This is a genomic window from Streptomyces sp. CA-278952 (assembly GCF_028747205.1).
Taxonomy (GTDB): domain Bacteria; phylum Actinomycetota; class Actinomycetes; order Streptomycetales; family Streptomycetaceae; genus Streptomyces.
The window spans coordinates 3,997,619-4,022,905 of sequence record NZ_CP112880.1 but is presented as its reverse complement, the minus strand read 5'-3'; the positions used below and the strand labels follow the sequence as shown (position 1 = coordinate 4,022,905).

Annotated in this window: 21 protein-coding genes; 10 read left to right on the top strand and 11 right to left on the bottom strand. The window is 69.2% G+C overall.

The features are described from left to right. Window positions 1-56: 56 nt before the first annotated feature. From gnd to dnaA, 3 genes are all read right to left on the bottom strand, one after another. Window positions 57-941, bottom strand: coding sequence for a phosphogluconate dehydrogenase (NAD(+)-dependent, decarboxylating) (gene gnd / locus N7925_RS18000; RefSeq protein WP_265600581.1), 885 nt, complete (start codon window positions 939-941; stop codon window positions 57-59). Window positions 942-1,102: 161 nt separating this feature from the next. Next, complete coding sequence (dnaN, locus tag N7925_RS17995; RefSeq protein WP_228921967.1) at window positions 1,103-2,233, bottom strand: DNA polymerase III subunit beta; 1,131 nt, start codon at window positions 2,231-2,233, stop codon at window positions 1,103-1,105. Window positions 2,234-3,172: 939 nt separating this feature from the next. Further along, complete coding sequence (dnaA, locus tag N7925_RS17990) at window positions 3,173-5,035, bottom strand: chromosomal replication initiator protein DnaA (protein WP_274344450.1); 1,863 nt, start codon at window positions 5,033-5,035, stop codon at window positions 3,173-3,175. Window positions 5,036-5,416: 381 nt separating this feature from the next. Here dnaA and rpmH point away from each other — a divergent pair, with 381 nt between their 5' ends. The 9 genes from rpmH to N7925_RS17945 all read left to right on the top strand — a co-directional run bounded on the left by rpmH (window position 5,417) and on the right by N7925_RS17945 (window position 12,342). Then, the gene (gene rpmH / locus N7925_RS17985) at window positions 5,417-5,554 is read left to right on the top strand and encodes a 50S ribosomal protein L34 (RefSeq protein WP_003967884.1); all 138 of its coding nucleotides are present in this window, start codon (window positions 5,417-5,419) and stop codon (window positions 5,552-5,554) included. 19 nt (window positions 5,555-5,573) lie between these two features. Then, window positions 5,574-5,945, top strand: a complete 372-nt coding sequence (gene rnpA, locus N7925_RS17980; RefSeq protein WP_007447378.1) for a ribonuclease P protein component — start codon at window positions 5,574-5,576, stop codon at window positions 5,943-5,945. Continuing rightward, window positions 5,942-6,301 carry a membrane protein insertion efficiency factor YidD gene (gene yidD / locus N7925_RS17975; RefSeq protein WP_006125986.1) on the top strand — a complete coding sequence of 120 codons (360 nt, stop codon included), beginning with the start codon at window positions 5,942-5,944 and terminating at the stop codon, window positions 6,299-6,301. Before rnpA ends, yidD begins: the two co-directional genes overlap by 4 nt. Before the next feature lie 3 nt (window positions 6,302-6,304). Continuing rightward, window positions 6,305-7,570 (top strand): membrane protein insertase YidC, encoded by a 1,266-nt coding sequence (gene yidC, locus N7925_RS17970; RefSeq protein WP_274344449.1) that lies wholly within the window; start codon window positions 6,305-6,307, stop codon window positions 7,568-7,570. 14 nt (window positions 7,571-7,584) lie between these two features. Further along, window positions 7,585-8,100, top strand: coding sequence for a Jag family protein (locus N7925_RS17965; RefSeq protein ID WP_265600578.1), 516 nt, complete (start codon window positions 7,585-7,587; stop codon window positions 8,098-8,100). Between the two features lie 109 nt (window positions 8,101-8,209). Then, entirely contained in the window at window positions 8,210-8,926 is a 717-nt protein-coding gene (rsmG, locus tag N7925_RS17960) for a 16S rRNA (guanine(527)-N(7))-methyltransferase RsmG (protein ID WP_265600577.1), read from the top strand. Between the two features lie 326 nt (window positions 8,927-9,252). Then, on the top strand, window positions 9,253-10,329 hold the full coding sequence (locus N7925_RS17955) for a ParA family protein (RefSeq protein WP_274344448.1): 1,077 nt from the start codon (window positions 9,253-9,255) through the stop codon (window positions 10,327-10,329). After that, complete coding sequence (locus N7925_RS17950) at window positions 10,326-11,420, top strand: ParB/RepB/Spo0J family partition protein (RefSeq protein WP_265600576.1); 1,095 nt, start codon at window positions 10,326-10,328, stop codon at window positions 11,418-11,420. Before N7925_RS17955 ends, N7925_RS17950 begins: the two co-directional genes overlap by 4 nt. Window positions 11,421-11,724: 304 nt before the next feature. Continuing rightward, on the top strand, window positions 11,725-12,342 hold the full coding sequence (locus N7925_RS17945) for a GNAT family N-acetyltransferase (protein ID WP_215103635.1): 618 nt from the start codon (window positions 11,725-11,727) through the stop codon (window positions 12,340-12,342). A gap of 107 nt (window positions 12,343-12,449) precedes the next feature. Here N7925_RS17945 and trxA read toward each other — a convergent pair whose 3' ends face one another. From trxA to N7925_RS17910, 7 genes are all read right to left on the bottom strand, one after another. Further along, window positions 12,450-12,782, bottom strand: coding sequence for a thioredoxin (gene trxA, locus N7925_RS17940; RefSeq protein WP_018957328.1), 333 nt, complete (start codon window positions 12,780-12,782; stop codon window positions 12,450-12,452). A gap of 46 nt (window positions 12,783-12,828) precedes the next feature. Continuing rightward, complete coding sequence (gene trxB / locus N7925_RS17935) at window positions 12,829-13,800, bottom strand: thioredoxin-disulfide reductase (protein WP_032790329.1); 972 nt, start codon at window positions 13,798-13,800, stop codon at window positions 12,829-12,831. A 126-nt stretch (window positions 13,801-13,926) separates the two neighbouring features. Next, window positions 13,927-14,895, bottom strand: coding sequence for an anti-sigma factor family protein (locus N7925_RS17930; protein ID WP_274344447.1), 969 nt, complete (start codon window positions 14,893-14,895; stop codon window positions 13,927-13,929). After that, on the bottom strand, window positions 14,892-15,608 hold the full coding sequence (sigM, locus tag N7925_RS17925; RefSeq protein ID WP_265600574.1) for an RNA polymerase sigma factor SigM: 717 nt from the start codon (window positions 15,606-15,608) through the stop codon (window positions 14,892-14,894). Before sigM ends, N7925_RS17930 begins: the two co-directional genes overlap by 4 nt. A gap of 207 nt (window positions 15,609-15,815) precedes the next feature. Continuing rightward, a complete protein-coding gene (locus N7925_RS17920) occupies window positions 15,816-17,546 on the bottom strand; it encodes a serine/threonine protein kinase (protein ID WP_274344446.1) in 1,731 nt (576 codons plus the stop codon). A gap of 129 nt (window positions 17,547-17,675) precedes the next feature. After that, on the bottom strand, window positions 17,676-19,838 hold the full coding sequence (gene murJ, locus N7925_RS17915; protein ID WP_274344445.1) for a murein biosynthesis integral membrane protein MurJ: 2,163 nt from the start codon (window positions 19,836-19,838) through the stop codon (window positions 17,676-17,678). Window positions 19,839-19,888: 50 nt separating this feature from the next. Beyond that, entirely contained in the window at window positions 19,889-22,183 is a 2,295-nt protein-coding gene (locus N7925_RS17910; protein ID WP_274344444.1) for a DUF6049 family protein, read from the bottom strand. 180 nt (window positions 22,184-22,363) lie between these two features. Here N7925_RS17910 and N7925_RS17905 point away from each other — a divergent pair, with 180 nt between their 5' ends. Next, a complete protein-coding gene (locus tag N7925_RS17905) occupies window positions 22,364-23,806 on the top strand; it encodes a CCA tRNA nucleotidyltransferase (protein ID WP_274344443.1) in 1,443 nt (480 codons plus the stop codon). A gap of 98 nt (window positions 23,807-23,904) precedes the next feature. On the opposite strand, the gene N7925_RS17900 is transcribed toward N7925_RS17905, so the two are convergent. After that, the gene (locus tag N7925_RS17900) at window positions 23,905-25,173 is read right to left on the bottom strand and encodes an MFS transporter (RefSeq protein ID WP_274344442.1); all 1,269 of its coding nucleotides are present in this window, start codon (window positions 25,171-25,173) and stop codon (window positions 23,905-23,907) included. Window positions 25,174-25,287 lie beyond the last annotated feature (114 nt).

The following is a 25,287-nucleotide window of genomic DNA, read 5'->3' as shown; positions in this document are numbered from 1 at the left end:
TCTCCCGATGGTGCTTCGCAGGTTGTTGCGCTGCCGACGCGTCGCCGGCGTTCCGATCAGTTCTCGGACTTGGACTCGACCGCGTGGCCGCCGAACTGGTTGCGCAGCGCGGCGATCATCTTCATCTGCGGCGAGTCGTCCTGGCGCGAGGCGAACCGCGCGAACAGCGACGCCGTGATCGCGGGCAGCGGCACCGCGTTGTCGATCGCGGCCTCCACCGTCCAGCGGCCCTCGCCCGAGTCGGCGGCGAAGCCCCGCAGCTTCTCCAGGTGCTCGTCGTCGTCGAGCGCGTTGACCGCGAGGTCGAGCAGCCAGGAACGGATGACCGTGCCCTCCTGCCAGGAGCGGAAGACCTCACGCACGTCGGTGACGGAGTCGACCTTCTCCAGGAGCTCCCAGCCCTCGGCGTAGGCCTGCATCATGGCGTACTCGATGCCGTTGTGGACCATCTTCGCGAAGTGGCCGGCGCCGACCTTGCCCGCGTGCACGGAGCCGAAGTCGCCCTCGGGCTTCAGTGCGTCGAAGATCGGCTGGACCTTCGCCACGTTCTCCTCGGTGCCGCCGTACATCAGGGCGTAACCGTTCTTCAGGCCCCAGACGCCGCCGGAGACGCCGCAGTCCACGAAACCGATGTCCTTGATGCCCAGCTCGGCGGCGTGCTTCTCGTCGTCGGTCCAGCGGGAGTTCCCACCGTCCACGACGACGTCGCCGGGCGAGAGCAGCTCGGCCAGCTCGTCGATCGTGGACTGGGTCGCGGCACCGGCCGGGACCATGACCCAGACGACCCGCGGGCCCTTCAGCCTGCCCACAAGCTCTTCGAGACTGTGGACATCGGCGACATCCGGGTTGCGGTCGTAACCGATGACGGTGTGGCCTGCGCGGCGGATGCGCTCGCGCATGTTGCCGCCCATCTTGCCGAGGCCGACGAGACCGAGCTCCATCAGAGATTCCTTAAGCGTCGTGGCGATAAGCGTCGGGGCGTTTGCGCCCAGGACCGAGCCTACGCCCGGCGGGGGACAGCGCGGCGGGCCCGCTCCGCGCCGAGCGGGCCCGCCGGAAACTGCTGCGGACAGCTCCCCCGGTCGGCCGGGGGAAGCCGGGATCAGCCGGAGAGGCGGACCGGCATGATCAGGTACTTGTACGCGGCGTCCGCCTCGGCGTCGACCGCCGGGCGGCCGCTGAGCAGGGCGGGCTTGGTGGACGTGGTGAACGAGAGCTGGGCGACCGGGGAGTCGATCGCGCTCAGACCGTCCAGCAGGAACGTCGGGTTGAAGGCGATCGAGATGTCGTCGCCCTCCAGCACCGCGTCGACGCGCTCCACAGCCTGTGCGTCGTCACTGGAACCGGCTTCCAGGATGAGGACGCCCTGCTCGAAGCTGAGCCGTACGGGGGTGTTGCGCTCGGCGACCAGGGCCACGCGCTTGACGGCCTCGACGAAGGGAGCCGTCTCGATCACCGCGACGGAGTTGAACTCGGTCGGGAAGAGCGTGCGGTACTTCGGCAGATCGCCTTCGAGGAGGCGCGTGGTCGTCCGGCGTCCGGCGCCCTCGAAGCCGATCAGGCCCTCGCCCGCGCCGGAGCCGGAGAGCGCCAGGGTGACCGTGTCGCCGCTCGTGAGCGCCTTGGCGGTGTCCAGGAGGGTCTTGGCGGGCACCAGGGCGACCGCCGAGGCGTCGGCGTTCTCCGGCTTCCACAGGAACTCGCGGACCGCGAAGCGGTAGCGGTCGGTGGAGGCGAGGGTGACCGTGTCGCCCTCGATCTCGATCCGCACACCGGTGAGCACGGGCAGCGTGTCGTCGCGGCCGGCGGCGATGGCGACCTGGGCGGCGGCCGAGGCGAAGACCTCACCGGGGACGGTGCCCGTGGCGGTCGGCATCTGCGGCAGCGCTGGGTACTCCTCCACAGGCAGTGTGTGGAGGGTGAAGCGGGAGGAGCCGCAGACGACCGTGGCCCGCACACCGTCGGTGGAGATCTCCACCGGGCGGTTGGGCAGGGCGCGGCAGATGTCGGCGAGCAGCCGGCCGGAGACGAGCACCGTGCCGTCCTCGTCGATCTCCGCGTCCACGGAGACCCTGGCGGAGACCTCGTAGTCGAAGCTGGAGAAGCTGAGAGCTCCGTCCTCGGCCTTCAGCAGAAGGCCCGCGAGAACGGGCGCCGGCGGACGGGCCGGGAGGCTGCGGGCCACCCAGGCCACCGCCTCCGCGAGTACATCGCGCTCCACCCGGATCTTCACCGGAACCGCCTCCTGCTGTTGCTCGCTCGCCCTGCTGGCCTTCGTCGTCTGGACCGGAGCTCCCTGCCGAGGGCTGGGGAGGCTCCGGGGTCCAGTCTGACGTACGGCACCGACAGTCGTTGCTGCTCGGGGTCAAGTCGGGCCACGAGCTTCGCTGCGGTCGAGGGCCGAGTTGTCCACAGCACCCACTTCGAAGCTGATTCCTAGCTAACTCTGGGTGGTAGTAGTAGTAGGCCTTGTGGATACCGTGGATAACGTCGTTTGCGCAGGTCAGCGACTGTTTTTTGTCCACCGGTCCTGTGGGTGGCGCCCGTGGACAACCGGGGCTTTCTGTGGACGGGCGAAAGTTCTGCACACCCGATGCACAGGAGGGGGCCACTTCTCCCCAGGCCTGTCCCCAGCTTTACCCACGTTCCCCACAGCCCAACCGACCCCCTTGGTGTGACGCCTTTCACTCCGGGCGGTGAGAGCGTGTGTTGCGTTGCCGAACAGTGGACAGAGGTGTGGAGAAGCGGGACGAAGCTGGGGACAACAAGGCTCAGCCTGTGGGTCGCCGGTGGACAACCGCGACGGCCCCCTGTGGACGAAAATTCTGTCCACAGCCTGTGGATGACGGTTGACCACAAATCCCCAGCCGGGTGACCTGGCCTGATGGAGTATCGGCAGCGCGCCCTGTGGACGCAATATGGACAACTTCCCAGTCCCCAGGCTGTGGACGGAAGATTTCTCCCACATCTGTGGAGAAGAGCCTCTGAGCAGCCCCTATTCGAACAGCGCGGGCTCGACGGAGCGCTCGACGAGGGCCTCGAACAGCCCGATGGTGGCTCCGGGCAGCCCTCTGCGGGGCCCCGGGTACGCGAAAAGCGCCTGGCGCGGACCGTGGAGGTCCGCGCCAGGCGCCCCTGAGAAACGCTTCGGGAGAAGCCCCGGAAGCCGGCGTCAGCCGTTCTTGATGCGGTTGGTCAGCTCGGTGACCTGGTTGTAGATGGAGCGGCGCTCCGCCATCAGCGCCCGGATCTTCCGGTCCGCGTGCATCACCGTCGTATGGTCGCGGCCGCCGAACTGCGCACCGATCTTCGGCAGCGAGAGGTCGGTGAGCTCGCGGCACAGATACATGGCGATCTGGCGCGCCGTCACCAGGACCCGGCTGCGGGAGGACCCGCAGAGGTCGTCCACGGTGAGGCCGAAGTAGTCCGCGGTCGCCGCCATGATGGCCGGCGCGGTGATCTCCGGCGCCGATTCCTCGCCGCCCGGGATCAGGTCCTTCAGGACGATCTCGGTCAGCCCGAGGTCCACCGGCTGCCGGTTCAGCGAGGCGAAGGCGGTCACCCGGATCAGCGCGCCCTCCAGCTCACGGATGTTGCGCGAGATCCGCGAGGCGATGAACTCCAGTACCTCCGGCGGGGCGTTGAGCTGCTCCTGCACCGCCTTCTTCCGGAGGATCGCGATCCGGGTCTCCAGCTCGGGCGGCTGGACGTCGGTCGTCAGACCCCACTCGAAGCGGTTGCGCAGCCGGTCCTCCAGCGTCACCAGCTGCTTGGGCGGCCGGTCCGAGGAGAGCACGATCTGCTTGTTCGCGTTGTGCAGCGTATTGAAGGTGTGGAAGAACTCCTCCTGCGTCGACTCCTTGCTCGCCAGGAACTGGATGTCGTCGACCAGCAGGATGTCCACGTCGCGGTACCGCTTGCGGAAGGTGTCGCCCTTGCCGTCGCGGATCGAGTTGATGAACTCGTTGGTGAACTCCTCCGAGCTCACGTACCGCACCCGGGTCCCCGGGTAGAGGCTCCGCGCGTAGTGCCCGATGGCGTGCAGCAGGTGGGTCTTGCCGAGCCCCGACTCCCCGTAGATGAAGAGGGGGTTGTACGCCTTCGCCGGAGCCTCGGCGACGGCGACGGCCGCGGCGTGTGCGAACCGGTTGGACGCCCCGATGACGAAGGTGTCGAAGAGGTATTTCGGGTTCAGCCGGGCGTGCGGTTCGCCGGGGCCGGGCGCGGGGGCGGGCTGGGCGCCCATCGGACCGGGTACCGAACCGCCGGTCCGCCCGGGGCCGTGGCCGCCCTGGCGGGGCCCCGGCTGCTGCTGGTCCTGGCGGTCGGGGCGCTGCTGCTCGTACCCCTGGTGCTCGGGAGGCTGCGACCGGTAGTCGTGCTGCTGGGGGCGGCCGGTGCCGTAGGGCTCGCGCCACTGCTCCGGGGGCTGCTCCCGGTACTGCTCGTTCTCGCGCTCCCGGTACGACTCGCTCTCGCGGTACGGCTCGCCGGAGGGCTGCTCGCGGTCCTGGTACGCGCCGTGCCGCGGCTGCTGCCAGGAGAGGTCCTCCTGGGTACGCGGCCAGGCGCCGGGCTCCGGGCGCTGCTGCTGGTAGTCCGGGTAGGCCGGCCGGGCCGTCGGCATGCCGTCGTCGGAGGGCCGGTGGCCGTATCCGTCGTACGTGTCGCCCCGCGGGCCGTCGTCGCGGGGCTGCGCCGGGTAGCGGCGGCCCTGCTGGCTCTGGTGCGACTGGTGCATCGGGGGCGCGGGCGGGTCGCCCGCGGAGTCGTCGACGGTGATCGCGATCCGGATGGGGCGGCCGCACTCGCGGGTCAGCGTCTCGCTGAGGAGCGGCGCGAGCCGGCCCTCCAGGACGTGCTTGCCCCATTCGTTGGGAACGGCCAGCAGCGCGGTGTCGGCGACGAGTGCCAGGGGCTGGCAGCGCTCGATCCACTGCTTGTCCTTCGGCTCGATGCCCTGCTGACCCTCCCCGAGGAGTTGTTCCAGCACTCGCGGCCACACTGCGGCAAGATCGGCAGGTACGTCAGCCACAAGGCACGCTCTCTCGCATGTCCCACGAATGTGTGGTTCTCGGGACGGGATGGGTCGGGTCGGGTGAGGCCCGGCAGTCGGGAAGGAAAAGAACCGGAGTTCAGCCACGGTAGTCAGGCGGAGCCGCGCGGTTCAAGTTGTTGTCCACAGGCTGTGCACAATGAGGGGTCACGCGAAGCCGGTTTGACCGGATGGCGTAGCCGCGCGTACCGTGACCAGGTCGAGTTGTCGATGGCTGCTGCCGCCTGCCTCCGATGGGCAAAGATCACGATCTGTGATTGTGAAGCGGTGCACTAAGGCGTTTACGCGAGTTCCTCGTGGGCGCACGGTGACAGCCAGGCGATGTCCCGCCAACACACGAATCATTTCTGGAGCCCCCGAGTGAGCAAGCGCACCTTCCAGCCGAACAACCGTCGTCGCGCCAAGACCCATGGCTTCCGGCTGCGCATGCGTACCCGTGCCGGCCGTGCGATTCTCGCGAACCGCCGTGGCAAGGGCCGCAGCAGCCTGTCCGCCTGATCGCCAACAGGTCCATGACGTGCTGCCTACCGAGAATCGGCTGAGGCGGCGCGAGGACTTCGCGACCGCGGTACGACGAGGACGTCGAGCCGGACGTCCACTGCTCGTCGTCCATCTACGCAGCGGTGATACGGACCCGCACGTGACGGGGGAGACTGTTCCCCCGCCGCGTGCGGGTTTCGTTGTCAGCAAGGCAGTGGGGGGCGCAGTCGTCCGTACCGCGGTGAAGCGGAAGCTTCGCCACCTGGTCCGCGACCGGCTGGCTCAGCTGCCCCCCGGTAGCCTTGTTGTCGTACGGGCGCTGCCCGGTGCGGGCGACGCCGACCATGCACAGCTGGCCCGAGACCTGGACGCCGCCCTTCAGCGGCTGCTGGGAGGGGGCGCGCGATGAAGTACCCGCTGCTTGCTCTCATCAAGCTGTACCAGTGGACGATCAGTCCACTCCTCGGGCCTGTCTGCCGTTATTACCCGTCGTGTTCCCACTATGGATATACGTCGATCGACAGGCACGGTGCGATCAAGGGAACAGCGCTGACAGCCTGGCGCATCCTGCGGTGCAATCCGTGGTCACCCGGCGGTGTGGATCATGTCCCGCCACGCAAGCGTCCGCGGTGGCACGAGCTGCTGCGCAATGCCCTGCGCGGCGAAAAGGGCGGGGAGTCCGCCGCTGATGTGCCGTCCGGGGGGTCGGTCTCCGAACCTCCGAGCCCGGCCGCAGAGACCTCGCCCAATGCTCAAGGAGCCTGATTAGTGGACACGATTGCCAGTCTGTTCAGCTTTATCACCACACCCGTCTCATGGGTGATCGTTCAGTTCCACAAGGTCTACGGGGCGCTCTTCGGCGACGACTCCGGCTGGGCCTGGGGCCTGTCGATCGTGTCCCTGGTGGTGCTGATCCGGATCTGCCTGATCCCGCTCTTCGTGAAGCAGATCAAGTCGACCCGCAACATGCAGGTGCTCCAGCCGAAGATGAAGGCGATCCAGGAGCGCTACAAGAACGACAAGCAGCGTCAGTCCGAAGAGATGATGAAGCTGTACAAGGAGACGGGCACCAACCCGCTCTCCTCGTGCCTTCCCATCCTGGCGCAGTCCCCGTTCTTCTTCGCCCTCTATCACGTACTCTCGTCCATCGCCTCGGGCAAGAAGATCGGGGCGATCAACCAGGACCTGCTGGACAGCGCCCGTGAGGCCCACATCTTCGGCGCCCCGCTCGCCGCGAAGTTCACGGACAGCGTCGAGAAGGTCACCCAGCTCAACGCCGACCTGCTGGACGTCCGGGTCGTCACCGCCATCATGATCGTCCTGATGTCGGCTTCGCAGTTCTTCACCCAGCGCCAGCTGATGACGAAGAACGTCGACCTGACGGTGAAGACCCCGTACATGCAGCAGCAGAAGATGCTGATGTACATCTTCCCGGTCATCTTCGCCGTGATGGGCATCAACTTCCCCGTCGGTGTCCTCGTCTACTGGCTGACCACGAACGTCTGGACCATGGGTCAGCAGATGTACGTGATCAACCAGAACCCGACGCCGGGCAGCAAGGCGCAGGACGCCTACCTGCAGCGGGTCCTCAAGAGCGTGACCGCCCGCGAGCAGGTGCGCGGCCGCACCCGCCGCAACACCGTCAAGGCCATCGTCGCCAAGGGTCCCGACCGCAACGACATCGAGCGCAAGTTCATCACCGGCCTCGGCAAGCTGGGTTTCGCGGCCCAGGAGGACGGCACGGTGCAGAAGAGCGAGACCGCCGCCGTGGACGCCGAGAGCAGCCAGGCGCCCAAGCGCCAGCAGCCCAAGCGCCAGACCAAGGCGAAGCGCCAGACGGCCGGTGCCACGGCCGGTGGAGTCAAGGACACGGAGCCCGCGGAAGCCGGCTCCAAGACCTCGCTCGAGAAGCAGGACGCACCGCAGGACGAAAAGCCGAAGTCGGCGGGGCAGCCCGCCTCCGGCTCCTCACGCCAAGCCAAGTCCGGACAGCGCAAGGGCCCGCAGCGGCCCAAGCACCCGTCCAAGAAGTAAGAAGGAGTCCATCCGTGACGGAAGGCACCACCTCCACGGCCGCCGCTGAGGCCGGCAGCGACACCCTGACCCGCCTGGAGCAGGAGGGCGAGGTCGCGGCCGACTACCTCGAGGGACTGCTCGACATCGCTGACCTCGACGGCGACATCGACATGGACGTCGAGGCGGACCGGGCCGCGGTGTCGATCATCAGCGAATCGGCGCGTGACCTCCAGAAGCTCGTGGGCCGTGACGGCGAGGTCCTGGAGGCGCTCCAGGAGCTGACCCGGCTGGCCGTCCACCGGGAGACGGGCGACCGTAGCCGTCTGATGCTGGACATCGGTGGCTTCCGCGCCAAGAAGCGCGAGATCCTCGCGGCGCTGGGTGCCAAGGCCGCGGACGAGGTCAAGAGCTCGGGCGAGCCGGTGAAGCTGGACCCGATGACGCCGTTCGAGCGCAAGGTCGTGCACGACGCGATCGCCGCGGCCGGTCTCCGGAGCGAGTCGGAGGGCGAGGAGCCGCAGCGCTTCGTCGTCGTTCTCCCGGCCTGACCGGATCCTTGTACTGTCGGCCCCGTCTGTTCGCAGGCGGGGCCGATCTTTGTCAGCCTGATAGTCAGCCACCCACAGTGCGCTAGTGCGGTATGGAAGGACGGTTCCCGTGACGGAGGCAGCAGAGCTCCCCCAGGCACCTGCGGAGGCGCAGGCGGTGTTCGGAGAGCTCTTCCCGGAGGCTGTCCGATACGCGGAGCTTCTCGCGGATGCCGGGGTCAAGCGAGGCCTCATCGGGCCGCGTGAGGTCCCCCGGCTATGGGAGCGGCACCTGCTGAACTGCGCGGTGCTCTCCGAGGTCGTGCCCGAGGGCGTCACCGTCTGCGATGTGGGCTCCGGCGCGGGTCTGCCCGGCATCCCGCTGGCTCTGGTGCGCCCCGATCTCAAGATCACCTTGCTGGAGCCGCTGCTGCGGCGGACGAATTTCCTCCAGGAAGTCGTCGAACTGCTCGGACTGGACCATGTGACGGTCGTGCGCGGCCGGGCCGAGGAGGTCCTCGGGACGCTCCAGCCCGTTCACGTGGTGACCGCCCGTGCGGTGGCGCCTCTGGACCGGCTGGCGGGCTGGGGGGTGCCCTTGCTGAAGCCGTACGGGGAGATGCTCGCGCTCAAGGGCGACACCGCCGAGGAGGAGCTCAAGGGCGCCAGGGCCGCGCTCAGCAAGCTCGGTGTCCTGGAGACCGAGGTGCTCCAGGTCGGTGAAGGCTTGGTCGATCCGCTCGCCACCGTGGTCCGCGTGGTGGTGGGAGAGAGCCCGGGTGGTGTGAGGTTCGCCGCAAAGAAGGCCAAGGCCGCTCGGACGGAGCGGACGCGCAGGCGTCGCTGAGGGGCGCTGCGGGACGGCGGCACCGCCCGGTCAGGGCCCTGTCCGGCAGGTCGGTATGCGGGTTCTGTTGGCTCTTGAGCCGCTTAGCAGTGGTTCTACCGGAAGGTAGCGATACGTACCCCGTGCGGAGTGTCGTGGCCTGGTAGTTGCTTCGCGGGGGCATCGTGTTTCACGTGAAACGTCGCTCTCTGCTGCAGGGAATCATCGGCCGCGGTCGTGCGGCTGCCACGCCGCGCGACCGCAAGCCCGGACGGGTTGCCGAGTTGTCCACACGCACGGATTCATCCACAGAACAGCGGGCCTCGCTGGTTCACGACCCCGAAAGCATGGCAGGCTCTGTTCATTGTGAGCCTGAAGTCGAGGAGAGTGAATCCTTGCGGTCCGACGCCAACATCGCGGGACCGATGACCGACCCGGTCCCCGGTCCCCGAACCGAGTCCGTGGGCGAGGGTGTTTCACGTGAAACACCGCCGCCCATGGACGACACACCCATCGGCCGAGCCGCTCAGCTGGCGGTCGAGGCCCTTGGCCGCGCCGGCGAAGGGCTGCCCCGTCCCGACCGCACCCGCGTCATGGTGGTGGCCAACCAGAAGGGCGGGGTCGGGAAGACGACCACGACGGTCAACCTTGCCGCTTCCCTGGCCCTGCACGGTGCACGTGTTCTGGTGGTCGATCTCGATCCGCAGGGCAACGCCTCCACGGCTCTGGGCATCGATCACCACGCCGATGTCCCCTCGATCTACGACGTCCTGGTGGAGAGCCGCCCGCTCTCCGAGGTGGTCCAGCCCGTACCGGACGTCGAAGGTCTCTTCTGTGCCCCCGCCACCATCGATCTCGCCGGTGCGGAGATCGAGCTGGTCTCGCTGGTGGCACGGGAGAGCCGGCTCCAGCGGGCCATCCAGGCCTACGAGCAGCCGCTGGACTACATCCTCATCGACTGCCCTCCCTCGCTGGGTCTGTTGACGGTGAATGCGATGGTGGCCGGGGCCGAGGTGCTGATCCCCATCCAGTGCGAGTACTACGCGCTGGAAGGCCTGGGGCAGCTCCTGCGGAACGTCGACCTGGTGCGGGGCCATCTGAATCCGGATCTGCACGTCTCGACGATCCTGTTGACGATGTACGACGGCCGGACGAGGCTCGCCTCGCAGGTCGCCGAGGAGGTCCGTACCCACTTCGGCAAGGAAGTGCTGCGGACGAGCATCCCGCGGTCGGTACGCATCTCGGAGGCGCCGAGCTATGGGCAGACCGTGCTGACCTACGACCCGGGGTCCAGCGGCTCGCTCTCGTATCTTGAGGCCGCCCGGGAGATCGCCCTGCGGGGTGTCGGGATGCACTACGAGGCTCAGCACGCCCACACGAGCAGTCAGAACAGCCAGCAGAACGTTTCGGAGGGCATTCAGTGAGTGAGCGTCGTAGAGGACTGGGGCGTGGGCTCGGTGCGCTGATCCCCGCCGCTCCCCAGGAGAAGCAGGTGTCAGCGCCCGGAGGCGGCGCGGGGTCGTCCGGCGCGGGTCCGGTTCTGACAGCGGAGCGCGGGGTGGCCGCCGCGAAGGTGACCGCGCTGCCTTCCGTCCCGGTGGTGCCGGAGCCTGCGTCCACTCCGGAGGGCCGGTCCGAGCAGGAAGCCGGGACGTCCGGTGCGTACTTCGCCGAGCTGCCGATCGGGACGATCACCCCGAACCCCCGCCAGCCTCGTGAGGTCTTCGACGAGGACGCGTTGGCCGAGCTGGTCGTCTCCATCAAGGAAGTCGGCCTTCTCCAGCCGGTTGTGGTCCGGCAGGTGGGCCCGGACAGCTACGAGCTCATCATGGGTGAGCGTCGGTGGAGGGCCTGCCGTGAAGCGGGCCTGGAGCGGATTCCCACCATCGTTCGCGCTACGGATGACGAGAAGCTGCTGCTGGACGCGCTTCTGGAGAACCTCCACCGGGCTCAGCTGAACCCGCTGGAGGAGGCCGCTGCGTACGACCAGCTGCTCAAGGACTTCAAGTGCACCCATGACCAGCTGGCCGACCGGATCGGCCGTTCGCGTCCACAGGTGACGAACACGCTGCGGCTTCTGCGGCTTTCGCCGCCGGTGCAGCGCCGGGTCGCCGCAGGCGTTCTTTCGGCCGGTCATGCCCGCGCGTTGCTGTCCGTGGACGATTCCGAGGAGCAGGACCGGCTGGCGCACCGCATCGTGGCCGAGGGGCTTTCGGTGCGCGCGGTCGAGGAGATCGTCACGCTTATGGGCTCGCGCCCCACGAGCGCTGCGAAGCCGAAGGGCCCGAGGGCAGGCGGCCGGCTGTCCCCCGCTCTGACCGACCTGGCGACCCGTCTCTCCGATCGCTTCGAGACCCGGGTAAAGGTCGACCTGGGGCAGAAGAAGGGCAAGATCGTCGTGGAGTTCGCCTCGATGGAGGACCTGGACCGGATCCTCACCAGTCTCGCCCCGGGAGAGGGCCGTGTGCTGGAGCGTCGGCTCGCCGAGACGTCCGAGGAGGACGACGAGGGCTGAGCAGCGGGGCCCGAGGAAGGGCGGACCGTGAGCCGGGTGCATACCGGAACACGGCCCGCCCTTTGCGCTCTCTCGGTATCCGCATCACCTCTGGGTGGATACGATGCGTTCTGGGATGGCGCATCCACGGTGATCGACCTCAGAGGAGGGCGGAGGCCTTGCGAAGAGTGAGCCGCAGTCGGCTCGTCACGGTCGGGCTGGGCCTGGGCGCCGTCGGGGGATTCGTCGGCAGTCTGTTCCATGAACGGAGCACACTGGCAGCCGCACGCGGTGCGGCGGGCGAAGGAACGGAGGGATCGCTGTCATGGGGCGTCGGCTCGTACCACTCACCCTCGACAACCTTCCGGATCTCCCCGAGCGTTGCCGCTCGTGCGTCTTCTGGGAGCTTGACCCGGTCAGTGGGGAAGCCGCGGTAAAGGCGGGCAAGCCGGAACTGGAGAAAGAGGCCTGGATCTCCGCAGTCCTCCTGGAGTGGGGGTCCTGCGGCCGGGTGGTCTATGTGGACGACGTGCCGGCCGGCTTTGTGCTCTATGCCCCGCCCGCGTATGTCCCCCGCTCGACGGCGTTCCCGACCAGCCCGGTCTCCCCTGATGCCGTCCAGCTCATCACTGGGCTGATCATTCCCGAGTACCAGGGTCAGGGACTGGGCCGTGTCATGGTGCAGACGGTGGCGAAAGACGTTCTGCGCCGGGGCTTCAAGGCGATCGAGGCGTTCGGTGACGCGCGGTCCGAGCAAGCCACCTGCGTGCTCCCCGCGGATCATCTGCTGGCCGTCGGCTTCAAGACCGTGCGCCCGCATCCCGTGTACCCACGGCTGCGGCTGGACCTGCGGACGACGCTCTCCTGGAAGGAAGACGTGGAGATGGCGCTCGACCGGCTTCTGGGGGCGGTTCAGAAGGAACCGGTGCTGCGGCCGTTGTGAGATTGGGCCGTCGCTGCCTGCCGCGATGTTTCACGTGAAACGGGCCCACCCCTTCAAGGGGTGGGCCCGTTTCACGTGAAACATCGCGCCGAGGCGCCGCTGCGCGCTTACGCGCTGATGAAGCCTTCGAGGTCGCGGAGGATCGCGGCCTTCGGCTTGGCGCCGACGATGGTCTTGGCCACCTCGCCGCCCTGGTACACGTTCAGGGTCGGGATGGACATCACGCCGTACTTGGCGGCGGTGGCCGGGTTCTCGTCGATGTTGAGCTTGACGATCTCGATCTGGTCGCCGTGCTCCGCTGCGATCGCCTCCAGCGAGGGGGCGATCTGGCGGCACGGGCCGCACCAGGCGGCCCAGAAGTCGACCAGAACGGGCTTGTCGCTCTTGAGGACGACCTCGTCGAAGGTGTCATCCGTAACGTGCTTCAGGTCGCCGGCCACGGCGGCCTCCTTAGTCTCTCGGGGTGGTGGGGTGCGGTGCGGACGTTCAGACGGCCGGGGTCTTCTCCGGCTCGGCGGGCTCCGCGTCGGCCAGGGCCGCGAGGAAGCGCTCGGCGTCCAGGGCGGCGGAGCAGCCGGTGCCCGCTGCCGTGATGGCCTGACGGTAGGTGTGGTCGACCACGTCTCCGGCGCCGAAGACGCCGGTGAGGTTGGTGCGGGTGGAGGGCGCCTCGACCTTCAGGTAACCCTCGTCGTCGAGCTCCAGCTGGCCCTTGAAGAGCTCGGTGCGCGGGTCGTGGCCGACAGCGATGAACAGTCCGGTCACCGGGAGCTCGGACGTCTCGCCGGTCTTGGTGTTGCGCAGGGTCAGACCGGAGAGCTTCTGGTCGCCCTTGACCTCGGCGACCTCGCTGTCCCAGGCGAACTTGATCTTCGGGTCGGCGAAGGCCCGGTCCTGCATGGCCTTGGAGGCGCGCAGGGTGTCACGGCGGTGGACGATCGTGACGGACTTGGCGAAGCGGGAGAGGAAGGTCGCCTCCTCCATCGCGGTGTCGCCGCCGCCGATCACGGCGATGTCGTGGTCCTTGAAGAAGAAGCCGTCGCAGGTGGCGCACCAGGAGACGCCGCGTCCGGAGAGGGCGTCCTCGTTGGGCAGTCCGAGCTTGCGGTGCTGGGAGCCGGTCGTGACGATGACGGCCTTGGCGCGGTGGACGGTGCCCGCGGTGTCGGTGACCGTCTTGACGTCACCGGTGAGGTCGACCGCGACCACGTCGTCGGGGATCAGCTCGGCGCCGAAGCGCTCGGCCTGGGCGCGCATGTTGTCCATGAGCTCGGGGCCCATGATGCCGTCCTGGAAGCCGGGGAAGTTCTCCACGTCGGTGGTGTTCATCAGCGCACCGCCGGCCGTGACGGCGCCCTCGAAGACCAACGGGTTCAGCGAGGCGCGGGCGGTGTACAGCGCGGCGGTGTACCCGGCCGGTCCGGAGCCGATGATGATCACATTACGGACGTCGCTCACGGGTTTCTTCCTCGTTTCTGCAGACTGCCTAACTGCCTACGGGGTCGGTTCAACGACTCACACCCCACCCAACGGATCCTACGGCTGATGCATTCCCGAACGTGCCGCGGCGGTCGCGGACGGTTTTCAGGGGCGGTCGTAGGCCCGGGTGAGCAGCAGCTGCCCCGTGGACTCCGGGGCGGTGTCCACGCAGGAGGAGGCCACGAGATAGGCCTGCACGCGTGAGGGGTCGCTCGTGTGCGGAAGGACGACGAGATAGGCGTCCGTGCCCTGGTACGTCCCCTTGTCGAGGGCGAGGGCCGGCGTGGTGCGGCCGATGGCCTGCTGAACGCAGGGGGGAACGTCGACGGCAGGGGCCTTCAAGGGGCTCCTGGACGTCTCGGACTCGGGGGTGATCGCCTCGCTCGTCGACTTGGTGTCCGCGCCCGGCGGCACCTTCTGGGCGCCGGGGCTCTCCTGTGCGGCCCCGCTGCCGAGGATGTCCTGCACCTGGGCTTCCAGCGTGCCGTCGGCGTAGGAGTGCGCGCGGCTCTCTCCGGCGCTGACTCCGCTGTCGGCCGCAGTCTTGGAGGAGTCGCCGGACGGGGCGATGGACTGGAGGAAGAAGACGCTCATCCCGATGACCGCCGCGCCGAACGCGGTGCCGAGGACCACAGCGCGCCGCCGCCGACGGGAGGGTTGACGGCCGGGTCCGGTGGCGGTGGAGGCCCGGCCCGCAGGACGATCCCGCACGGACGAGCCGACGCTCCTGGAAGCGGGCTCGCGCGCCCCAGGGGTGGTCGTCCTGTCCTCGGCGGTCGTTGTTTCACGTGAAACAACGACCGGCTCGGCCACGGCGGGAGCAGTGGGATGAGCCTCCCCCGCGAGAGCCGCGTCGATACGGGCGGCGACGTCCTCGGGCATCGGCTCCGGGGCGGGCATCGCTCCGAGGAGCCCACGGATCTCTTCCAGGGAGTCCTGCACCTCCGAGCAGAGGTCGCATCCCGCTACGTGCTGCCGGACTTCCGTCGCCCGGGAAGGGGAGAGCAGTCCCTCGGTGAGATCGGAGATCTCGGAGACCTCCGGGTGCTGAGCCGTGTCGGCCGTGGATGTCACGGGCGCCCACCTCCTCCCTTCGTAGCGGCAGGATCGCTTGCTCCTGCGTCCTTGGGACCTGACGCAGGTGGGACGGATGCTCCGGGCGTCCGGTTCCTTCCGGCCGCGCCGTTCTCCCCGTCGGGGGTCTGCCCCCCGGTTCCCGCGCGCAGATGGCGGACCAGGGGGGCCAGTCTCGCCCGGCCCCGGGCACATCGGCTTTTCACGGTGCCGGACGGCACATCGAGGATGCTGGCTGCCTCCGCGACGGGGTAGCCCTGCATGTCGACGAGGACGAGGGCTGCCCGCTGCTCGGCGGGCAGAGTGGCCAGGGCTTCCTGGAGCTGGCGGTGGAGGTCCTGCCGGACCGCGGGGGCCTCGGCCGATTCGTGGGGTTCCAGGAGCTGATCGAGCCGTTCGGCGTCGTCCACCGGGGACGTTTTGCGGGAAGCTGCCTTGCGGACCCGGTCGAGGCAGGCGTTGACGGTGATCCGGTGCAGCCAGGTGGTGACCGCGGACTGGCCGCGGAAGGTGTGGGCGGCGCGGAAGGCGTTGACGAGGGCGTCCTGGACGGCGTCGGCCGCCTCTTCCCTGTCCCCCAGGGTGCGCAGCGCCACGGCCCAGAGCCGGTCGCGGTGGCGGCGTACGAGCTCACCGAAGGCGTCGGGGTCGCCCGCCACATGCTGGGCGAGCAGGTCCGAGTCGCTCGGTGCCTCGGGTGGAACGGAATCCACCGTGCTCCCCCTCCGAACCGGATCCGATGTCACATGCGGGCCGCACCCGGTGAAGCGGTGCGACGGGGAGAAGCCTGCCGTCACGGGTGTGACGGACGCAACCCTGGTCACCGCAGGCGCTCGGTGGTGTGGGCGGTCGCCCCACAGTAGCGGGCGAGTGGCGCCGGTGATCACGGACCGGCACGGGTGGCCCGGACCGGCCCGGCGTCAGCCGAGGACGGAGATGTCGGTGATGCCACCGCGGTAGCCGCCGGTGCCGTCCGAAGGGAGTTCCGTGACGTGGACCAGGACGTAGCGCGTGCGGACGGGCTCGTCCAGCTTCTCCTCCAGCGTCTTTCCCGCGACCGTCCGCTTGACGATCTGCTGGTCGAAGTCGGCCGTCGTGGACGGGTACGAAGCGTCCGGGGAGGCGGCGAGCACGGCCGTTGTCTGCCCCTTCCGGTACATGGACACGTCGACGCCGGAGACGTCCCGCACCTTGCCGAGGTCGATGACGATTCCGCTGCCCTGCTTGCGCTGGGGGAGGTTCCCGAAGTTGGCGAACCCCTGGTACCGAGGGGTGACCCAGTGGGTTCCGGAATCGCCGTCGATGGTGTTCTGCACCTCCCGCTCCTTGATGCCGGAGCCGTCGGGCATGAACTCGGTGGCCCCCGCGATGTTCAGCGGGTCGGCGGACGGCGCGGGCTTGTCGTCCTTGTTCTTGTCGTCCTCGTTCGGTTCGGCGACGCCGCTGTCGTCGGAGGCCTTGGTGCGGTCGAGCAACGCCTCCGCGAGCTGCCAGCTGCCGAGGCCCAGCGCGGCGATGAGGAGCGCGGAGACGGTCCACTTGAGCGCGCGGCCGGCACGGCTCTGCAGGGGGGCCGGAGGGGCTGGCATCACGGGCTGGGTGACGGCGGACGGGTGGGAGGACGGCCGTCCGTACGTGCCCTGCTGATAGGTCGTCCGCTGGTAGGCCGGCGGCGCGGTGAACGTGGGTTCCGGAGGAAGGATGCGCGGCATGGACGCGACGGCCTTGGCCAGCTCGTCCGGGGTGGTGCAGGGCGGTTCCTGCCGGGAGGCGGTGGCGCCGTCGTTGGCGAGCGCCCGCATGGCGAGCTCGGAGAGACCGCGGTGGACGCCGGCCCGGACCTGGTCCGGGGCGATGAGTCCCATGCCCTTGGGCAGCCCGGCGAGTCCGTGGGCGTCGTCCCCGTACGGCCAGCGGTGGGTCAGTGCGGCGTACAGCAGGGCGCCGATGGCCTCGGTGTCCGTCCGGAGGGGGTGCTCGGCGGTGATGCCGCGCAGGGCGGCGTTCACGGCGAGGCCACGGATGCGGTACTGCCCGGTGGAGCTGCGCAGGACCGCACCGGGGGTGAGGCGCAGATGGGACAGGCCCTCGCGGTGGGCGGCGGCCATCGCCTGGGAGACCTGGCTGACGAGTTGGTAGGCGTCGTGGGCCTCCATCGGCCCGGTGGCCAGCAGAGCGGTGAGCTCGGTGGCGTCCGGCAGCCATTCGTGGACCACGTAGACGAGGTCGTTCTCCTCGACGGCGTCCAGGACCTGGACGAAGCGGGGGTCGCCGAGCAGCGCTGAGGAGCGGGCGGCGGCCAGCACCGAGCGGGCCCGCGGGTGGGCCGCGGGCAGCAGGTGCACGCCCACCGCGCGGCGGAGCTTCTCGTCGACAGCACGCCAGCTGCTGAAGCCGTCCAGACGGGTGACGCACTCCTCCAGGCGGTAGCGCCCGGCGAGTTTGTGACCGCTGTGCAGATCGGGTGAGGCCGGAACAGCCTCGGAACGCTCCCGCCCACCGTCCGATGTCTCGGTGTCCTTGGGGCTCGCGCCCTCGGTTTCCTCGGCTTGCGCCGTCCCGTCGGTCGTGACCTCGTCCGCCTTGGCGGTCAGCGGCTCGTCGCCGCTGTTGTCAGCCACGTCGACGGCAGCCGTGCTACGTTCCGCCACCGTCGTTCCTGCCTCCCCATCCGTTGCGCGATGCCAGCCAGCTCTGCACAGTCACGCCAATTGTGCCCACACTCCGGCGCTATGCACGACACGCGGAGTGCGGCGATGGTTGTGCGGGCGAGCGCTCATTCAGCGTCCGAGCCGTCCACGGACCATGCCGACCAGGCCGTTGACCTCTTCGATGCGCATCTTCTTCGCCGCGACGAAGAAGATGCCCAGGAGGATGACGCCGCCGCAGATCAGCGCGGCCAGTGAGCCGAGTGCGCCGGTGCCGACGAGTTCCAGGATCCCGAATCCGACGGCGCCGCCGACCAGGGCGGCGGGCACCGCTGCCATGCAGAGGCGCGCGTAGGTCCGCACGATGTGCGCGCCGTCCAGGTCGCCGCCCAACCGGTTGCGCAGTCGGCGCCAGGCGACACCGACGCCGACCGCGTAGGCCAGACCGTAGGAGAAGGCCATGCCGACGACGGCCCAGCGGGCGGGCAGGACGACGTAACAGAGAGCGGAGGCGGCGGCGTTGACGGCGGCCACGATGACCGTGTTGTAGAAGGGGGTGCGGGTGTCCTCGTAGGCGTAGAACCCTCGGAGGACGACGTACTGCACGGAGTACGGGATCAGGCCGAGAGCGAAGGCCATGAGGATGAAGCCCATGGAGCGGGCGGCCTCGATGCCGCTGGATGCGTACAGCAGGGTGGCCATCGGCAGGCCGAGCGCGAGGAAGGCGAAGGCCACCGGCACGATGGCGACGGCCGAGTTGCGCAGTCCCTGCGAGATGTCGTCGCGGACCGCGCCCGGGTCGTTGTCATGAGCGGCCCGGGAGATGCGGGGCAGCAGCGCGGCCATGACCGAGACGGTGATGATGGCCTGCGGCATGCCCCAGATCAGCTGGGCGTTGGAGTAGGCCAGGAACCCGGTGCCGTCGTGGCCCGAGGCCGTGCCGGCCGCGGTGGCGAGCTGGGTGACGACCAGGACGCCTGCCTGATTGGCCAGGACGAACAGCACGGTCCACTTGGCGAGCTTGACGGTCTTGCCGAGCCCGTGGCCCTTCCAGTCGAACCGGGGGCGGAAGCGGAAGCCTGCCTCGCGCAGGTACGGGATCATCGCCAGCGACTGGACGACGAGGCCGAGCAGGGTGCCGATGCCCAGCAGCCGGACGCCTTCCGGCGGGATGGTGTCGACGCCCATCTGCGATTCGGCGGAGGTTCCGTAGACCCAGATGAACAGTCCGAACGTGATGATCATGACGATGTTGTTGAGGACCGGAGTCCACATCATCGCGCCGAACTTGCCGCGGGCGTTGAGGATCTGACCCATCACCACGTGTACGCCCATGAAGAAGATGGTGGGCAGGCAGTAGCGGGCGAAGGTGACGGCGACGCTGTTGGCGGCCACGTCGTCGGCGATCGTGCTGGACATGAGCTTGATCAACACAGGTGCGACAAGGACCGCTGCGGCGACGATCAGGCCGAGCGCGACCATCACCAGGGTCAGGAGCCGGTTGGCGAAGGCCTCACCGCCGTCCTCGTCGTTCTTCATCGCGCGGACTAGCTGGGGGACGAAGACCGAGTTGAGGCCACCGCCGACGGTGAGGATGTAGATCATCGTCGGCAGGGTGTACGCGATGGTGAAGCTGTCGCCGAGCAGCGCGGCGCCGAGTGCGGCGGTGATCACCAGGGACCGTACGAACCCGGTGAGCCGGGAGACGAGCGTGCCGGCGGCCATGACCGCGCTGGACCTGAGGAGTCCGGAGACCTTGCCGCCGCCGCCCTTGGCGGGCACGGGTGCGGGAGCCGGTTCGGGCTGGGGCGGTACCGGGGGCTTCCCCGATCCCTCCTGGTCCCGGAAGAGATGGGCGAAGGCGTCCGGCTCCTGCCGGTCGTCCGACGCCTGGGTGACGAGCGCGTCGACGCCGACGAACTGCGTGGTCGCCGGGTCGTCCCCGTACGGCAGGTGCCGGGAGGGACCCGCCGGCTCGGGGGGCGGGGTCTGGGCCCAGATGCGCGGGTCGGGGGCGTAGGGGGCGGCGGGCGGCTGCTGGTAGAGCGGCCCCGGCTCCTGGTACGTGCCGGGAGGCGGCGGCGGGTGCGCGGCGCGGTCGTAGAGCGCCTCGCCCACCGGGTCCTGGGCGGCCAGGTCCCGCGCCCGGTAGGGGTCGTCCTCGTAGGCGTGCTGGAGGTACGGGTCCGGCGGCACTGAGCCGTCCCGGCCCGCGTCCGGAGGAACCGGAGGCCCGCCCGGAGACGCTGCTCCGCCCGCGCCCTGCCCGCGGTCTCCGTCGTACGGCGCGTTCATCGAAACCCCTACCTCATCGTCCCCGGCCGACCGGCCACGACAGACATCGCTCAACGGTTCACTTTCTCACCCGTTCCCGACGGGGCCCCGCTTTCCGGACCGGTGTCCGGAGTCGGGTCACTCGGCTGCTCGGGTCCGTCGCCGTTGCCGTCCGCCGTGTCGCTTGCCACGGCGCGCTTGCGGTGGCTGTACATCCTGATGCCCGCCAGCACCAGGAGCAGCAGGCCGCCTGCGATGACGAGCAGCACGGTGGGCGTCACCTCGGAGACCTTCACGGTGAAGGTCATCTCCTCGCCGTACTGGGTGCCGTCCTCCGTGTACAGCCGGGCGGTCACCTGGGCGCGGCCGTTGGCGCTGGTCGCCGTGTCGAACTTCACCGACTGGCTGTGGCCGCCCGCGATGCTGACCGGCAGTTCGGCCATGCTTCCGTCGTCGTTGAACTTGAGCCGGATGTTGTCCGACGTCAGCTGGAGAACCAGCCGGTCCACGCCCTGCACCAGCTTGTTCTGCACGGTGACGGGGATCGTCGCGCTGCGCCCGGAGAGGGTGACGTCGGACTTCTCGATGAGCTGCACCTCGGAGGTGAGGCTCCGCAGGTAGTCGCGGACCGCGTCCCGGTACTGCTGCGCCTCCAGGGACCGGCCGCGCCAGGACGTCGACATCGAGCGGTTGACGGCGTTGCCGAAGGGCGTCACCACGCGCTCGGGCTGCGTCAGGATCGTCTCGAAGCTGTCGAGCGAGCCCTGGGTGGTGCGGATGTCCTGGAACGCCTGCGTGGGCAGCTCCTGGGATCGGAGCTTCTTGGGGTACGCCGAGGCCCGGGGGACCTCGGTGGTGGCCCTCGGGTCGGGCTTCGCCTCGGCGGCGGCGACGAGGTCCAGGGGCTGCGTCCAGCGGTTGCCCGCCAGGCCCTCCAGCGCGCGGGCCATCGTCTGGGCCTGTGCGGCGGTGGGCATCCGCGGCGGGGCCACGACGATGCTGCGCTCGTTGTCCGGTGCCTGCTCGGTCAGGGCGAGGGTCTGGGCGAGGAACTTCTGGACCGCGCGGGTGGAGGAGCCCGCCCTCGACATGTCGCCGTCGAACAAGGTCGACAGCCGGGCGTCCGCGACGACCGCGGTAGTGCCCCCGCCGATCGGCCGCGCCGCGGTCGGTGTGTAGGGCAGTTTCGTGGTCTCCCGGAAGCTGTCGCTGCGGGCGATCACGTTGTGGGCCCCCGCCGAGGTCGCCACATCGACGATGGACGAGTCCACGGCGCCGTTCACGGGCCAGGCGAAGTCGGTGGACGGCTTCACATGGAGGATGGTCTCCACGGTGGTCGCGGCCACGGCGGAGGCGTTCTGCAGATGGCTGAGCGTTCCGGAGACGTTCTTGCCGCGGTGCGCGATGGAGGCCAGATCAGGGTCGGCGAAGGGCAGCGCGATCACCTTGCCGTCCTCGACCACCTTCTCCAGCGCGCTGAGCCACTGCTTGGCGACGGCCTGATGCTTGCCCGGGACGGTCGTGTCACCCGACTCGACCTCGTACTTTCCGGCCATCGCCGCGACGCTCGCCAGGAGGTCCGGGTCGACGACCCAGGTCACGGGGAGCCGGCTGCCCAGGGACACCAGCTGCTCCAGCCGGCCGCCGGGCGCCAGCTCCTTGGCCAGGTCGTCGTCGGTGAACACGGGGGTCTGCTGTTCGTCCGAGCGGGTCTCCGCCGTGACATGGGGGGACGCGATCAGCGGCCAGAGGAAGGTCAGCTTCGTCCTGCTGTCGCTCGCCTCGGGCTGCCAGGGCAGGAACGAGCGCTCGATGCCCAGCACCTGCTCGTAGGGAGTGGTGGTCGTGCGGCCGGAGACCGAGACGCCGAGCTGGTAGACGCCCGGGTCGTCCAGGCCGAGCTTGTCGACGGGCACGGTGAGCGTGAAGTCCTGGCTGATGCCCTTGGCGAGCTTGGGAAACTTCACCGTGTACTTGTCCCCGACGGTGGCCGGGTCGACGCCGGGAACGTACGCGGAGCGCTTCGCGGCGTCGTCGACCTCTCCGCGGCCGGAGAGCCGGGGCCCGACCCGCAGGTCGACCTCGGCGCTGCTGATCGTCTTCTTGCCCTTGTTGGTGAGCGTTCCGGAGACGGTCAGGGTGTCGTCCTCCGCCGGAACGCTCGGGGAGAGCGTGTTCAGGGACACATCGACCGTACGGGAGCCGGTGGGGGCTTTGGCGGGCTCGGCGGCCGGGGCGGCACCGGCCGCCGGAACGGCCAGGAGACCGGCCAGCAGCGGTGCTCCGAGCACCGCCGAGGCTGTGCGCCGGAGCCACCGGCGGGCAGGAGAGGGACGAGTCCCCTGGAAGTCTGCCGCCTCGGCCACGCGCCTACCCGTCCCTCGTCGTCATCAAATGCTGTCGATCGTTCGGTCCTGCGTCCCCGCATGGTAACGAGGTGCGGCGGGCCGAAGTGCTGGGGTCCATCGCACATGATCGCGGGTATCCCGCAGGGCCCCCGTAAACGATGACGCCGCGGCCGGTCCGTGCACGTACCCTTTTCTGTTGTGCCGAATGCCAACGAAGAGAACGCCAGTGCACTGAGCCAGGTGCAGCACCGCGCGGTGAGTGAGCTGCTGCGGGTGTCCCCGGTCGCCGACGACCTCGCCCGTCGATTCCAGGAGGCCGGATTCGGCCTCGCGCTGGTCGGCGGCTCGGTCCGCGACGCACTGCTGGGCAGGCTCGGGAACGACTTGGACTTCACCACCGATGCCCGCCCCGAGGACGTGCTCAAGATCGTCCGCCCCTGGGCCGACTCGGTGTGGGAGGTCGGGATCGCCTTCGGCACCGTCGGCTCCCAGAAGGACGGGTATCAGATCGAGGTCACGACCTACCGGTCCGAGGCCTACGACCGGACCTCGCGCAAGCCGGAAGTCTCCTACGGCGACTCCATCGAGGACGACCTCGTGCGCCGTGACTTCACGGTCAACGCGATGGCCGTGGCTCTGCCGCAGAAGGAGTTCGTCGATCCGTACGGAGGTCTGAAGGACCTCGCCGAGCGGGTGCTGCGCACCCCGGGAACGCCCGAGGCGTCCTTCTCCGACGACCCGCTGCGCATGCTCCGCGCCGCCCGCTTCGCCGCGCAGCTCGACTTCGAGGTCGCCCCCGACGTCGTGACCGCCATGACGGAGATGGCCGCGCGGATCGGCATCGTCTCCGCCGAGCGGGTCCGCGACGAACTCAACAAGCTGCTGCTCTCCCAGCACCCGCGCAAGGGTCTGGGGCTCCTGGTCGACACGGGACTGGCCGAGCAGGTGCTGCCCGAGCTTCCCGCGCTGCGCCTGGAGAGTGACGAGCATCACCGCCACAAGGACGTCTACGAGCACTCGCTGACCGTCCTGGAGCAGGCCATCGACCTGGAGGAGGACGGACCCGACCTCGTGCTGCGTCTGGCGGCGCTGCTCCATGACATCGGCAAGCCGAGGACCCGCCGCTTCGAGAAGGACGGCAGGGTCTCCTTCCATCACCACGAGGTGGTGGGCGCGAAGATGACGAAGAAGCGCATGACCGAGCTCAAGTACTCCAACGAGCTGGTCAAGGACGTGTCGAAACTGGTGGAGCTGCACCTGCGCTTCCACGGGTACGGGGACGGCGAGTGGACCGACTCCGCGGTGCGCCGGTATGTGCGCGACGCGGGGCCGCTGCTCGAACGTCTACACAAGCTGACCCGATCGGACTGCACGACCCGGAACAAGCGCAAGGCGAACGCGCTCTCCCGCACCTACGACGGGCTGGAGGAGCGCATTGCCCAGCTGCAGGAGCAGGAGGAGCTCGACTCGATCCGCCCCGACCTGGACGGCAACGAGATCATGCGGATCCTTGAGGTCGGCCCAGGTCCGGTGATCGGCAAGGCGTACGGGTTCCTCCTGGAGCTGCGCCTGGAGCACGGGCCCATGGAGCGGGACGCCGCTGTGGCCGCGCTCAAGGGGTGGTGGGCGGCGCAGAACTGAGCCCGGCGGCTGATGTTTCACGTGAAACATCAGCCGCCGGATATGGCGAGGGGCGTTGTTTCACGTGAAACGACGCCCCTCGCCACATCCGTGACCGGCTACCGGTAACCGTCGATCCGTCGTCGGCGGAACATCGTCACCGCGACCACCGCGTACAGCACCGACACGACCGCCACGACGGTGACCGATCTGCCGTCCGGCGGGAGCATGAGAGCCGCCACTCCTGCGGCGCTCACGAACGCGACGTTGAAGAGCACGTCGTAGAGCGAGAAGACGCGGCCGCGGAAGGAGTCGTCGACCGAGGTCTGCACGACCGTGTCGGTCGCGATCTTCGACCCCTGGGTCACGACGCCGAGCACGAACGCGGCGATCAGCATCGGGAGAAGGGCGAAGGAGAGGCCCAGGGCGGGCACCAGGACCGCCGCCGCCCCGGCACAGCCCACGATCCACCCGTACCGGCCGAGCCGCCCCACCGCCCATGGGGTGAGGACGGCGGCGACGAAGAATCCCGCACCGGAGACCCCGACCGCCAGGCCGAGCAGGGCCAGCCCGTCGGACTCGGTGTCCGACCAGGCGTAGCGGCAGAGCATGAGCACCATCACGGTGAGGGCGCCGTAACAGAAGCGGAGCACGGTCATCGCGGCCAGCGCCTCGGCCGCATGTCTCCGGTGCGCCAGATGGTGCAGCCCGGCGACGAGCCCGCGCGCGGTGACGGCCAGAGCGGCCCGCAACCGCAGGGGGCTCCCGTCGGCATCCGGTCCCAGCAGGGCGCGGGGCAGGCTCAGGGACGCCAGCGCGGAGAGCAGGTAGAGCACCGACCCCAACAGCACGACCGCCGCGTCGGACTCGTCGGCCACCAGCCGTACGACGAACGCGAGACCGCCTCCCGCGGTGGCCGCCAGAGTTCCGGCGGTGGGAGACAGGGAGTTGGCGACGACGAGGCGATCGGTGTCGACCACCCGGGGCAGGGCGGCGGAGAGACCGGCCAGCACGAAACGGTTGACGGCGGTGACGCAGAGGGCCGAGGCGTAGAAGAGCCAGTCGGGCACCGAGGTGAGAATCAGCAGGGCCGTGGAACAGGCCAGGGCGGCCCGAAGGAGGTTCCCGTAGAGGAAGACCTGGCGTCGGGGCCAGCGATCCAGCAGAACCCCGGCGAAGGGGCCGATCAGGGAGTAGGGCAGGAGGAGCACGGCCATCGCGGAAGCGATGGCGGCGGCCGACGCCTGCTTCTCGGGGGAGAAGACGACGTACGAGGCGAGGGCGACCTGGTAGACGCCGTCGGCGGACTGGGAGAGCAGCCGCACAGTGAGCAGGCGGCGAAAGTTCCGCAGGCGCAGCAGGGTGCGCAGATCACGCGCGACAGACATGGGAGCAAGCGTCACACACGTCGGGGGTCCGCGGGCGGATTGCCCGGGGACCCCCGACGTGCGGCAGGAAGAGGTGAGCGTCTCCGCTCAGCGCTCCGGTGAGGCTTCTCGGCC